This is a genomic window from Burkholderia dolosa, from assembly GCF_902499135.1.
Taxonomy (GTDB): Bacteria; Pseudomonadota; Gammaproteobacteria; order Burkholderiales; family Burkholderiaceae; genus Burkholderia; species Burkholderia dolosa.
The window spans coordinates 58,243-71,508 of the sequence record NZ_CABVPR010000016.1 but is presented as its reverse complement, the minus strand read 5'-3'; the positions used below and the strand labels follow the sequence as shown (position 1 = coordinate 71,508).

Here is a 13,266-nt window from a genome sequence, read left to right as displayed (position 1 = left end):
TATCCGAAGCATCCGTCGATGCGGTTTTTTACGCGTCCGCCGGAACGCCGCTCATATGTACGTGCGGTGCGTGTCGCCTGTCGGGCGGTTGCGCCCGCGAGGCCGGCGTGACGAGAAGGCGCGCCGGGCGTCCGCCGTCACGCCCGACAGATCGCGATGATCTCCGCGCTCGTCGCGTCGTCGAACGGCCCACCTTGCCAATCGCCGCACCAATTCGCCGACGAGAATCCTGCCGCCGCCACCCGTGCACGCAGCTCGCGTTGCGCGATGAACCGCAGCCGGCTCGTATTCTTCAGCAGCACGTCATCGCGGCGAAAAAGATAATGCGTGTCGAACGACACGATGGGCCCGTCGACCGAGCACGCGGCATGACTGAGTTCGACGATGCCGAATTCCGGTGACTCGACCGTGCGCGTCGAACGCTCGCGCGTCCATGCGCGCCACGGCTCGACGCGCGGGTTGCGGGTCTCGAACATGAACCGCCCGCCTTCGACAAGCACTTGCCGCACGCCGCGCAGCGTCGTGTCGATTTCGTCGTCGGTCAGCAGGCACTGAAACGCATGCCCGGTCATCACGACGGCATCGAACCGTTCGTCGGACCGCACGCTGCGCAGGTCGCCCGCGCGCCAGTGCACGGCGTCGGCACCGGGCTGCCGGCGCGCATGGTCGATCATCGCCGGCGCGGGATCGATCGCGACGACGTGATGTCCGGCCGCCGCGAGCCGTCGCGCGAACGTGCCGGTGCCGCAGCCGAGATCGAGGATGCGCTGCTGCTCGAGTCCGATGCGCGACGCATAGAACGCGAAGTCGTGATCGCCCGCGTTGAACAGGTCGTAGATGGCGACGAGGCGCGGGTCGCTGTAGAGCGTTTCGCGCGCGGGCGCTGCGGCGGACACCATGCGGATGCCGTTCGTTACCGTTGCTGCACCGCGACGCGCAGCCCGAGCGCGATGAAGATCGAGCCGATGATTTTCCCTTGCCAGCGCGTGAGCCACGTGAGCCGCTTCACGACGCGGCCGAGCGGGCGGATCGAGCACGCGATCAGCGTCGTGTACAGCGAGCTGAGCACGACGAAGACCAGCCCGAGCACCGCGAACTGCGCGAACGTCGAGCCGCGTTCCGGATGCACGAACTGCGGCATGAACGCGAGGAAGAACAGCGCGGTCTTCGGGTTCAGCACTTCGGCGGGGATCGCCTGCAGATACGCGTTCAGCGGCGTGACGGGCGGCACCTTCGGCAGCGACGGATCGGACGCCTTCTCGAGCAGCGCGCGCACGCCGAGGTAGATCAGGTACGCGGCGCCGGCCAGCTTCACGACGTTGAACGCCAGCGCGGACGTCATCAGCAGCGCGGACAGCCCGACCGCCGCGAACAGCGTATGCACGAAGTCGCCGCTCGCGACGCCGAGGCCGGTCAGGATGCCGGTCTTGCGTCCGCCCTGCACGGTGCGGCTCAGCACGAGCAGGACGGCGGGACCGGGAATCAGGAACAGCCCGAGGACGACGGCGATGAAGGTGGTCAGCGTGGTCAGGTCGAACATGGCGGCTCCTGCACAAGTGGGTAGGGGCGGGGATCGACGCATTGTATTCGGATCGGTGCGCGCTTGCCGACGCATTGCACGCCGCGCCACGCATCGCGCATCAAGCGCGGCGCACCGCACACCGCACACCGCACACCGCACACCGCACACCGCACACCGCACACCGCACACCGCACACCGCACACCGCACACCGCGCACCAAGCACCAAACGCCAAACGCCAAACGCCAAACGCCAAACGCCAAACGCCAAACGCCAAACGCCAAACGCCAAACGCTAAGCGCCAAGCAACGCGCACACGCACACGCACACGCACACGTGCGCCGCGCCGCCACGGAACCCGGCTACGAGCGCGCCGCGCTCCATGCCCGCCGTCAGCGGCCGAGCTCGCCCGCCAGAAAATCCACGAACGCGCGAATCCGTGCGGACATCTGGTGGCGCTGCGCATACACCGCGTAGATATCCGCGCTCGGCGTCTCGTGGTCGGGCAGCACGACGACGAGGCGGCCGTCTGCGAGATAGTCGCGGATGTCCCATTCCGCGCGCATCAGAATGCCGTGCCCGTCGAGCGCCCATTTGACCGCGATTTCGCCGTCGTTCGTCGTCAGGTTGCCGCCGATGCGTACGGCTTCCGTGTGGCGCGCGGCGCCGCGACCGCTCGTCAGGCGCCAGATGCCGTAGCCTTCGTCGCCCTGCCGGATGCCGATGCAGTTGTGTCGCGTCAGATCGTGCGGCGTCGCCGGCACGCCATGCCGCGCGAGATACGCGGGCGCCGCGCACAGCAGCCGGCGATTCGGCGCGAGCCGCCGCGCGACGACGCGCGTGTCGGGCGGCTCGCCGAAGCGGATGCAGACGTCGAACGCGTCGTCGGTCAGCGGCGGCGGCATTACCGACAGCTGCAATTGCACCGACACTTCCGGATAGCGCGCGACGAAGCGCGAGATCGCCGGCCCGACGTGGCTGCGCCCGAAGCCCAGCGTCGCGTTTACGCGCAGCAGCCCTTTCGGGCGCTGCTGCGCGCTGCCGAGCAGTTCGCCGAGCTCGTCCATCTGATCGAGGATGCGTCGCGCGTAGTCGAGATACACGTCGCCTTCCGGCGTGAGCATCATGCGCCGCGTCGTGCGGTTGACGAGCGTAACGCCCGCGCGCCGCTCCATCTGCGTGAGCCGCTTGCTGACCGCCGCCGCGGTCAGCCCGAGTTCGCGCGCGGCCGCGCTGAGGCTGCCCGACGCGGCCAGCGTCGAGAAGAAGCCGAGATCGGCCGGCTGAATGGCGTCCGCCATGATCCGATTCGTGAATTGAAGTTAAAGATGCTTTGAGTCTAGCACCGGTTACCGCATTTTCAGTTCGGTAAAGTGCGTTCACGCTCACGACCGATCGAGGATGTTCAGCATGAAGACCTACCGTATCGCGACCATTCCCGGCGACGGGATCGGCAAGGAAGTGGTGCCGGCCGGCAAGCAGGTGCTGCAGGCGCTGGCGCGCGGCAGCGACCGCTTTGCATTCGAGTTCGAGGACTTCGACTGGGGCGCCGACTACTACCGCGCGCACGGCGCGATGATGCCGGCCGACGGCCTCGACGCGCTGCGCGACAAGGACGCGATCCTGTTCGGCTCGGCCGGCGACCCGGACGTGCCCGACCACGTGACGCTATGGGGGCTGCGCCTGAAGATCTGCCAGGGCTTCGACCAGTACGCGAACGTGCGGCCGACGCGGATCCTGCCCGGCATCGACGCGCCGTTGAAGCGCTGCGGGCCCGACGATCTGAACTGGGTGATCGTGCGCGAGAACTCCGAGGGCGAATATGCGGGCGTCGGCGGGCGCGTGCATCAGGGGCATCCGCTCGAGGCCGCGACCGACGTGTCGATCCTCACGCGCGCCGGCGTCGAGCGGATCATGCGCTTCGCGTTCCGGCTCGCGCAATCGCGGCCGCGCAAGCTGCTGACCGTCGTCACGAAGAGCAACGCGCAGCGTCACGCGATGGTGATGTGGGACGAGATCGCGAAGCAGGTTGCGCAGGAGTTTCCCGACGTCACGTGGGACAAGGAACTCGTCGATGCAGCCACCGCGCGGATGGTCAATCGGCCGGCGTCGCTCGACACGATCGTCGCGACGAATCTGCACGCGGACATTCTCAGCGATCTGGCCGCCGCGCTCGCCGGCAGCCTCGGCATCGCGCCGACCGGCAACATCGATCCCGAGCGCCGCTATCCGTCGATGTTCGAGCCGATCCACGGCTCCGCGTTCGACATCATGGGCAAGGGCCTCGCGAATCCGGTCGGCACGTTCTGGTCGGTCGCGATGCTGCTCGACCATCTCGGCGAGACCGACGCGGCCGCGCGCGTGATGCGCGCGATCGAAGCCGTGACCGCGGACCCGTCGCTGCACACGCGCGATCTCGGCGGCCGTGCGACCACGGCGGACGTGACGGCCGCCGTGTGCGAGCACGTCGCGCGCGCGGCGCTGGCGGCGTGACCGCGGACGACTGACCGCCGACGCGAACGCGGCGGCATGGTCGCGGCGTGCGTACGCGTCGCCCGACGTTCGCGATCGTCCTGTACCGGACACCGATTGCCCGTGACTCGCGCGCCCGACGCGAGCCGGGCGCCGATGCGCGCTTCGTCGCCGCATCGGCGTGCATTCCGATCACAGAGCACCGCTCGACCTCGAAGGAGGAGACACATGCAGGCGAATCTGGAAACGCGCGTCGCGCGGAAACTGATGTGGCGCATCATCCCGTTCGTGATGCTGCTTTATTTCGTGAGCTTTCTCGATCGCGTGAACGTCGGCTTCGCGGCGATGACGATGAACCGCGCGATCGGCCTGTCGCCGACCGCGTTCGGTCTCGGCGGCGGCCTGTTCTTCATCGGCTACTTCCTGTTCGAGGTGCCGTCGAACCTGATTCTCCATCGCGTCGGCGCGCGCATCTGGATCGCGCGCGTGATGATCACGTGGGGCATCGTGTCGGCCGCATCCGCGTTCGCGGTCGGGCCGACGAGCTTCTACGTGCTGCGTTTCCTGCTCGGCATGGCCGAGGCCGGATTCTTCCCCGGCATCATCCTGTACCTGAGCCTGTGGTTCCCGGCGAGGCAGCGCGCGGTGGCCGCCGCATGGTTCATGGCGGCCGCGCCGATCTCGACCGCGATCGGCTCGCCGCTGTCCGGCGCGATCATGCAGATGCCGCCGATGCTCGGGCTTGCGGACTGGCAGATGCTGTACATCATCGAAGCGTTGCCGGCGATCGCACTCGGCTTCGTCGTGCTGAAGTGCCTGACCGATACGCCGTCGAAGGCCGCGTGGCTGCAGCCGGACGAGCGCGACTGGCTGATCGCGAAGCTGAAGGCCGAGGCCGACGTCCGTCATCTGCATGCGGGGCACACGGCGGGCGCGTGGCAGGCGCTGCGCGATCCGCGCGTACTCGCGCTTGCGCTGATCTACTTCGGCACGTCGGCGGGGCTGTATACGCTCGGCCTGTGGGCGCCGCTGATGGTCAAGCAGTTCGGCTTCAGCGCGTTGCAGACGGGCTTGCTGACCGGCATTCCGAGCGTCGCGGCCGTCGTCGCGATGATCGGGTGGGCGCGGCATTCCGACCGCGGCGGCGAGCGCACGTGGCACGTCGTGATTCCGTGCGTGCTCGCCTGCGTCGGCTTCGTGTTTGCCGGACAGGCGAGCACCGCGCTGTCGACCGTGCTCGCGCTCGTGATCGTGAACGTCGGGATCAGCGCCGCGAAGGCGCCGCTGTGGGCGATGCCGAGCGCGTTTCTGTCGGGGGCCGGCGCGGCTGCCGGGATCGCGATGATCAACTCGATCGGCAATCTCGGCGGCTTCGTCGGCCCGTTCGCGATCGGCTGGCTCAAGCAGGCCACCGGCGGCTATGCGGCCGGACTGTACGTGGTGGCCGGCACGCTCGCGCTGTCGGCCGTCGTCACGCTGATGCTGAGCCGCAAGGGTGCGCGCGGGCAGGCCGTCGCAGGCGCGCGGCAGCATCGCTGATGCTGCGCCGTGCGTCGCGCGCCATCATGCGCGGAACGTCGCGACGCGTTCGGCGATCTGCTGCGCGCACGCATCTGCGGACGCTTTCGACGTGTCGACGAAGCAGTCGCTGAACGCGCGCGACGCATAGCCTTCGCGATACATGGCGGCGATGCGTCGCCGTTCCCATTCCGTCAGTACACGCTCGCCGCGATCCGACGACGCGACCGCCTCGGGCGGTGCGAGCGTCACGACGAACAGGCGCGCGCCGCGCGCATCGCATGCGGCGCGCAGCCGTGCGAATTCCGCGTCGCCGATCGGATAGGCGATCACCAGATGACCTTCGCGCGCGGTCGCGATGTGGTCGACGATGCGCGCGAGCGCGATCGCCCATTGCACGTCGAACGGCGCATCGTCGGGCGCGTCGTGATCGTCGCCGTCGATGAAGCGCGCATCGGGCAGCCGCTGAGCGAGCGCGACGCCGATCGTCGTCTTGCCGCTGTTGATCGGGCCGTTCAGGTGGATGACGGTGAGGGGATGGCGAGCGAGCATTGAACGTGTGTGTGGTGGGCGGGCTTGCATTGTGCCTTTGTTGGAAATCGGTTTGTAATCTTGTCCGACCAGCACGGGCGGCACGATCGATCCGCCGACGCCGGTCGGCAACATCGCGGCGACCATCCAGGCGCCGAACCAGTCGATTTCGTCGAATGGGCAGATCCAGAACGTCGGCAACGTGCTGGGCACGTACGTATCGCTGACGGGCCAGAAGTTGATCAACGGCATCACGACCGCGAATACCTACACGCCGCGCGTGAACGCGCCGTCGCAAGTCATTTCGCTGAGTCCGGTGGACCTGCCGGGGCTGAACCTGTCGGTGCCGCGCGCGATCGGCACCGGCACGCTGCCGACGCCGGTCGCCGGCAAGGCGTCGTACGTCGACGCGTCGCTCGGCGGCTCCGCGCTCGGCTCGCGCGGTCCGCAGGACCTGCTGAACAATCTGCCGCCGAGCCTTCAGCCGTCGTCCACGCTGTTCTACTACAACCCGCAGGAAGAGGACCTCCTGCTGCAGCAGGCAGCGTTGAAGCAGACCGGCAAGTCGAGCTTCGTCGACGGGCTGACGTACGACAGCACGCGGAATGTGTCGGTCACGACGCAGGAAAAGGAGTACCTGTATCAGAACGCGATCGACTACTCGAAGGCGCATGACCTGCAGCTCGGCGCTGCGCTGACGCAGGAGCAGATCAACGCGCTCGACAAGCCGATGCTGTGGTACGTCGAGCAGACGGTGCCGGACCCGACGTGTCATGCGACGGGGACGGCATCGTGCCCGACGATCACCGCGCTGATGCCGCAGGTGTATCTGCCGCAGGACACGCAGCGATGTCGGCGGGCGGCAACATCTCCGGACACGACGTCACGCTCAAGTTCAATCAGGACGGCAACGGCAGCATCCTCAATATGGGGAGCATCACCGCGTCTGGGACGCTGAGCGTCGACACGCACACGCTGACGAACCAGGCGAACCAGGTCGACGTCGGCGAGATCTGGCAGAAGGTCGACGGCGGCTATCTGAAGACGACCGGGACGGTGGTGCAGCCCGGCGGGTTCATGAGCGCGGCGAACATGGACCTGAACGTGCAGACGCTGAACCAGATCGGCGGGGCGCTGCAGAAGCTGGCTGCGGATGGGACGGTCGATGCGGCGTCGACGCAGGCGATGCTTGCGTCGCTGCAGCGGCAATTCGGCGGCGAGTTCACGCAAGAGACGCTGGCTGACCATCTGCATTCGGAGTTCGTGAAGCAAGGAGGCTTCGGTCCGGAACAGCTTCTCTCGATGGCGGCCGCTGTTGCGTTGTCCACGATGGGGATGCCGGTCGTGGGCGCGATGGTGTCGTCCGCGATGAACCAGGCGTTCAGCGACCAAGGTTTCAGCTTCGGGCAGGTGCTTAAGGCCGGGGCGGTTGCTTCGATCATGCAGGATTTGACTGCGGGATTGGGGTTCGGTGCGGTGTCGCTGCAGGCGATTGGAAACAGCATCGCGTCAAATACGGTGACGGCGCAGCAGCTCCTGCAGGCGGCGCTTCAGATTGCGGGCCGGGGGTTGGTGTCGGCCACGGTCAACACGGTCGCGTATGGCGGGAGCTTCGGGACTGCGCTGCGAGGAAGCGTGGTGAGTGATCTGGCCGCTGTCGCGGCAAGCGCGGTCGGGCAGCTCAACGAACTTCACTTTTTCGGCGAAGGCGGACTGGGCAAGATCGGAGATGTGACTGCGCATGCTGCACTCGGATGTGCTGCGAGTGCGGCAGGTCCACCGGCTGGGCTTTCGGTTTGCGAGGCATAAACTCTCCTTGGGAGCATGTTATGCCTTAAACACAAAATTCCCGACAGGCCCTGAAACGTATCTGTAAGAATATCTCGCCTTAACCAACTAGAAAAGCCATTCAAAAACCCTAAAGAACGCCGCGCCCCTGCCGTTATCTCCCTCGGTATCGAAAAAAGTATCGCTAAAACCGTACAACCACACGACCAAACAAACAGCGGCGCACGACCGGCGAAGCCGTGTGCACAAAACAAACATGGAACATATCGATTCGACGCGACATGTGCGCAACCGAGGGCTCGCGCGTCGTTACTCTTGCTCGCCGCGGCACGACTGCCGCGGCATTGCCCGATCGTCGCCGCGAACATCGTCTCGCGCAGTGGCGGATCCGTGCATATCTCTGTTGCACCGATCGGCGGCCTATCCATTTCCAAGCTTCAATTTCTCCTGACCGCAATACCACGGTACTTATTCAATGTCGTCCACGGAGGTACAAAAAACTGACTAGGAATTAATTCCTGAATCGACGCACGAGCGCAACAAACAGATTCGAATCTTGACCAAAAAAAAGCATCATCAATCGGGGGTTGAATTGAACAAGCAGTCTCTTTGTTTGCTGGCGGCAGCCGCAATCTCGGTATTCGTCGTCGCGGGTTGCGGCGGCGGCGACGGCTCGTCGAACGCAAGCGGAACGCCCGCGAACACCGGCGGCACCAATAACGCGGCCAGCGCACCGGCCGTCGCATCGACGCCGCTCGCGGCCCAGCCGGCAAGCGCGCCGGTCGCATCGTCTCAGCCGGTGATGGTCGGCGAGGCGCTGCCGAGCCTCACGAGCCCGCAAGCCGGCTCGACCGCCGCAACGGCGAGCGGCCCGATCGGGATCTGGACGCAGTCGGGCAGCCTCGGCTACTCGACGATCGCGTTGATCGATCCGCACAACAACCTGACCACGCTCAACCTGCTCGGGTCGTTCGTGATGTCCGACGATTTCGCGAGCCTGAACGTGAACGGCACCACGTGGTCGCTGAGCTCGGGCGTGAACTTCGCCGCGACGACCGGCTTCGTCACGCAGATCGATTCGGGCTCCGGCGCATACAGCCCGAAGCAGACGTTCTCCGGCACGATCAGCCGAGGCGGTACGGCATCGAATCTGACGTGGACCTACAACGCGGAAAACGCACTGAGCGTCACGCAGGACAGCGTCACGGGCGCGTGGGCGACGACGAACGCGTCGTTCACGATCGCGTCGGGCGGCACGGTCACCGGCACGCTGAGCGGCTGCAACATGACCGGCACGCTGATGCTCGCCACACCGGCCTCGAACCAGAACATGTACGACATGACGCTCACCGCTTCGGCGTCGTCGGGCTGCAAGCTGCCGGCCGGCGTTCCGCTGTCGGGCAGCGCCGCGATCATGTTCGTGCCGATCAAGGGCAGCAACGGCTTCCAGCGATCGATCCTGTACGTGCTGCGCGCGGCCGACTACAGCTTCGTCGCGTACGGTCAGGTCATCAAGCAATAAACGCACGGTCGCGCACACGGCGCCGTCATGCGCCGCGTGCGCGCGCCCGACGAAAACAATTCCGTCAACAACGAAACCTCCTTTCTACTCGATGAAGAACTCTTCCAAAGCGACCCTGTTCGGGGCCGGCGTGCTCGTCACGCTGCTGTCCGGTTGCGTGACGTTGCCGAACACCGATCTGAATGCGCAAGCGCGCGAAAAGCTGCGTTCGATCGCGGTCCTCGAAGTCGCCGAACCGAAACGCGTCGCGGTCGTCAATTTGGGTGGCGCCGCGAGCGGCTTCGGCCTGGTCGGCGCACTCGCGCAAGTGGCGGTCAACACAAGCCATACGAACACCTACACCGAGCGCGTGACGACGAGCAAGATCGCATTCGCGCCGGACATCGTGGACGGCGTCACCGGCCGCCTTACCGACAACGGTTATCAGGTCGTGAAGCTGAACCAGAAAACGAAGCTCGCAGCGGACGGCAAGTCGGACGACTATTCGGACATTCAGACCGACGCGGACGCGATCATGAACGTGTGGTTCACGTCGTTCGGCTACATCTCGCCGGCCAATCAGCCCGACTACATTCCGTGGGTGGTCATCCGCGCGCGCATGGTCGACGCGAAGACGAAGCAGGACCTGTACTACAAGACGTTCGCGTGCGGCCACGACATCAAGGCGAACAGCGTCCACATCGACAGCGATTTCGCTTACACGTACGGCAGCTTCAGCGATCTCGAGAAGAATTTCGACAAGTCGGTGGAAGGGATCAAGTGGTGCGAGAAGTCGGTCGCGGAGATAATCGGCCAGGATCTGGCGCGCACGCCGGCATCTGCGCCGACATCGGCATCGGCCAATGCCAATGCCACTGCTTCCACGGCGTTGACGACTGCGGCCACCGCGACCGCGACGGCCACTGCGCCGGCCACCGCATCGAAATGATCGCGACGCGCCTGCAGAACCGTCACGAGGTGCGTTTCGAATCCGGCAGAGCTTGAAGAAAAAGCGGAGGAGGGAAGTACTGCGTGCAGCCGGGCGGTTTTCATGCCGCCCGGCCGCGTGTGAAAGCGACTGGCTTACTTGCCGCTGTCGCCCTTGATCTGCGGCAGCGCCGACGCGTCGCCCGGCGTCAGCAGACCGACTTGCGTGTACACGCGCAGCTTGTCGCGCGTATCGGTGATGTCGAGGTTGCGCATCGTCAGCTGGCCGATCCGGTCGCGCGGCGAGAACGTCGATGCGACCTTCTCCATCGACAGGCGTTCCGGCTGATACGTGAGGTTCGGCGACTTCGTGCTGAGGATCGAGTAGTCGTTGCCGCGGCGCAGTTCGATCTTCACTTCGCCGGTGATCGCGCGTGCGACCCAGCGCTGTGCGGTTTCGCGCAGCATGATCGCCTGCGGATCGAACCAGCGGCCCTGATACAGCAGGCGGCCGAGACGGCGGCCGTTCTCGCGGTACTGCTCGATCGTGTCTTCGTTGTGGATGCCGGTGACGAGACGCTCGTAAGCGATATACAGCAGCGCGAGTCCCGGTGCTTCATAGATGCCGCGGCTCTTCGCCTCGATGATCCGGTTCTCGATCTGGTCGCTCATCCCGAGGCCGTGACGGCCGCCGATGCGGTTCGCTTCGAGCAGCAGCTCGACCTGATCCTTGAACTCGACGCCGTTCAGCGCGACCGGCTGGCCCGCTTCGAAGCGCACGGTCACTTCTTCGGCGGCGATCTTCACGTCGTCGCGCCAGAACGCGACGCCCATGATCGGGTTCACGATCTTGATCCCGCTTTCGAGGCTTTCCAGATCCTTCGCCTCGTGCGTCGCGCCGAGCAGGTTCGAGTCGGTCGAATACGCCTTCTCGGCCGACATCTTGTACGCGAAGCCGGCCTGGTTCATGAACGCGGACATCTCCGCACGGCCGCCGAGCTCGTCGATGAACGTCTGGTCGAGCCACGGCTTGTAGATCTTCAGATCGGGGTTCACGAGCAGCCCGTAGCGGTAGAAGCGCTCGATGTCGTTGCCCTTGTACGTGCTGCCGTCGCCCCAGATGTTGACGCCGTCTTCCTTCATCGCGGCGACGAGCATCGTGCCGGTCACCGCGCGGCCGATCGGCGTCGTGTTGAAGTACGTGACGCCGGCGGTCGTGATGTGGAACGCGCCGCTTTGCAGCGCCGCGATGCCTTCGGCGACGAGCTGCGCGCGGCAGTCGATCAGGCGGGCGCCGGCTGCGCCGTATTCGAGCGCACGTTTCGGGATCGCATCGTAATCGTCTTCGTCGGGCTGGCCGAGGTTCGCCGTGTATGCGTACGGGACGGCGCCCTTCAGTTTCATCCAGTGCAGCGCGGCGCTGGTGTCCAGGCCGCCGGAGAAGGCGATACCGACCTTCTGGCCGGTCGGGAGGCTTTCGAGAATCGTGCTCATAGGAATTACCGTGGATTGAAGTCCGGTGGGATCGTATTTCGCGGAATATGCGAGTATCGGCTGTCCGGGAAGTTGCGGCAAGGGCTGAATTGCGCGCGAATGCGTGGTTCGGCTCGGTGCGGCGGGCCCGGCCGGCGCGGCGCGGCGCGCCGCGCGCGGTGCCGGCCGGCGTTGCGCCGGCGCCGAATGGCGCGGCGGCAGCGCGACGCCATTTCCGGGGACGGACCGCCGCCGGTCGAGCGCTCCGCCGCATTGTATGCGAAATGAAAGAAATGGCCTCGCGCGGCACCGACAACCCGACGCGCCGGCGTCAAATATTCCACGACCGCGCGGTATCGAGCAGCTTCTCGCGCAATTGATCGACTTCGCCGGCCAGCTTTGCGGTGATCGACACGTACCCGGACAGCAGCTGCGGCGGCACGTCGGGCGGCGGCTCGGCCGGCCGGCGGCGCTGCGCGAGCCGGCTCGGCGTGCCGAACTTCAGCGCGCGGCTCGCGCCGACCAGCGTATCGCGGATGCGCCGGTTCTCGGCCTTCATCCCGCTGCGCATGTAGTCGCGCGCCGCTGTGTCGTCGCGTGCCGGCAGCGCGCTGGACAGAATCTCCAGGTAGCCGATGCACAGCCGCAGGCTGCGCTGGATCGCCTCGAGCTGCGTCATCGAGATCGCGCACTCCTTCGACACCGACGGCATCAGCGAACGCAGCTGCACGAGCAGCGCGCTCAGCGTCGCCATTTCCTTCAGATGCGCGTCGTCGCTCACCGGCCGGTCGCCGGCGAGGCGCGCATGCACGGCCGCGCAAGCGCGCAGCGCGTCGGCGAGCTTGTAGCGCCACGAATACGTCGCGTAGAGCGGCAGCGCGAACGAGAACGCGAGCGCGATCGCGATGCCGGTCAGCACGTTCACCGCGCGCCACAGGCCGTCGACGATTTCGTTGTCGCCGTGGCCGGCGACGATCACCATCGTGATCGCCGACAGCAGCGCGATGTAGCCGGCCTTGCCGATCGCGTGATACGCGCACACGCCGCACGCGATCGCCATCAGCAGGTAGATGACGAGCGGCGCATGCGCGACGGAATACAGCACGATCAGCGCGAGCCCGGCGAGCGCGCCGATCGACGTGCCGAGCGCGCGTTCGGCGGCCTTCTTGCGGATGTTGCCGTGATGCTGCAGGCCGCCGACGACGATCAGCACGGTGATCGTCGACCATTCGCCGTGCGGCACGTTGAGCCCGGTGGACAACGCGATCGACACGAGAATCGCGAGCGCGACGCGCGCCGCATGGATCAGCTTCGCGTGCCGATAGCGGCGGTACGGGTCCAGCAGCGGACGGAGTGCATTGCGCAGAACGGGCGGCAGCCGGGCAGGAAACTGGGCGGTCATGACGGAGCGGGAGTGGCGGGGGGCGCGCGGCGTGGTGCCGCGAGCCGGCGTCGCGCCGCGTGCGCGGCACACGTAACGCTAGCCGAACGCGCGCGGGCTGTCCACGGCGAACTCGCGCGGTGCGGCGGGCCGC

10 protein-coding genes and 1 pseudogene are annotated in these 13,266 nt (G+C 66.4%); 5 read left to right on the top strand and 6 right to left on the bottom strand.

The genetic code is table 11. The annotated features are described in order from the left end of the window. Positions 1-137: 137 nt before the first annotated feature. The 3 genes from BUB20358_RS10060 to BUB20358_RS10050 form a co-directional block, all read right to left on the bottom strand. On the bottom strand, positions 138-899 hold the full coding sequence (locus tag BUB20358_RS10060) for a class I SAM-dependent methyltransferase (protein WP_006766900.1): 762 nt from the start codon (positions 897-899) through the stop codon (positions 138-140). A gap of 14 nt (positions 900-913) precedes the next feature. Beyond that, positions 914-1,540: a LysE family translocator gene (locus tag BUB20358_RS10055; protein WP_006766901.1), complete on the bottom strand. Its 627-nt coding sequence runs from the start codon at positions 1,538-1,540 to the stop codon at positions 914-916. Between the two features lie 373 nt (positions 1,541-1,913). Next, the gene (locus tag BUB20358_RS10050) at positions 1,914-2,822 is read right to left on the bottom strand and encodes a LysR family transcriptional regulator (RefSeq protein WP_006766902.1); all 909 of its coding nucleotides are present in this window, start codon (positions 2,820-2,822) and stop codon (positions 1,914-1,916) included. 109 nt (positions 2,823-2,931) lie between these two features. On the opposite strand from BUB20358_RS10050, the gene BUB20358_RS10045 reads away from it, so the two are divergent. Together BUB20358_RS10045 and BUB20358_RS10040 are read left to right on the top strand one after the other, a co-directional pair. Then, entirely contained in the window at positions 2,932-4,014 is a 1,083-nt protein-coding gene (locus BUB20358_RS10045) for a tartrate dehydrogenase (protein WP_006766903.1), read from the top strand. A 207-nt stretch (positions 4,015-4,221) separates the two neighbouring features. After that, the gene (locus tag BUB20358_RS10040) at positions 4,222-5,532 is read left to right on the top strand and encodes an MFS transporter (RefSeq protein WP_035974988.1); all 1,311 of its coding nucleotides are present in this window, start codon (positions 4,222-4,224) and stop codon (positions 5,530-5,532) included. A gap of 24 nt (positions 5,533-5,556) precedes the next feature. Here BUB20358_RS10040 and BUB20358_RS10035 read toward each other — a convergent pair whose 3' ends face one another. Next, on the bottom strand, positions 5,557-6,063 hold the full coding sequence (locus BUB20358_RS10035) for a shikimate kinase (protein WP_035975420.1): 507 nt from the start codon (positions 6,061-6,063) through the stop codon (positions 5,557-5,559). Between the two features lie 58 nt (positions 6,064-6,121). Here BUB20358_RS10035 and BUB20358_RS10030 point away from each other — a divergent pair. The 3 genes and pseudogenes from BUB20358_RS10030 to BUB20358_RS10020 all read left to right on the top strand — a co-directional run. Then, a pseudogene (locus tag BUB20358_RS10030) lies at positions 6,122-7,815 on the top strand (adhesin); the annotation flags it as partial. A 628-nt stretch (positions 7,816-8,443) separates the two neighbouring features. Further along, complete coding sequence (locus BUB20358_RS10025; RefSeq protein ID WP_035974990.1) at positions 8,444-9,352, top strand: hypothetical protein; 909 nt, start codon at positions 8,444-8,446, stop codon at positions 9,350-9,352. Between the two features lie 91 nt (positions 9,353-9,443). Next, positions 9,444-10,280, top strand: a complete 837-nt coding sequence (locus BUB20358_RS10020; protein WP_006766907.1) for a hypothetical protein — start codon at positions 9,444-9,446, stop codon at positions 10,278-10,280. Positions 10,281-10,414: 134 nt separating this feature from the next. On the opposite strand, the gene argG is transcribed toward BUB20358_RS10020, so the two are convergent. Further along, entirely contained in the window at positions 10,415-11,752 is a 1,338-nt protein-coding gene (gene argG / locus BUB20358_RS10015; RefSeq protein WP_006766908.1) for an argininosuccinate synthase, read from the bottom strand. Positions 11,753-12,062: 310 nt separating this feature from the next. Further along, positions 12,063-13,133 (bottom strand): FUSC family protein, encoded by a 1,071-nt coding sequence (locus tag BUB20358_RS10010; protein WP_006766909.1) that lies wholly within the window; start codon positions 13,131-13,133, stop codon positions 12,063-12,065. Between the last annotated feature and the right edge of the window lie 133 nt (positions 13,134-13,266).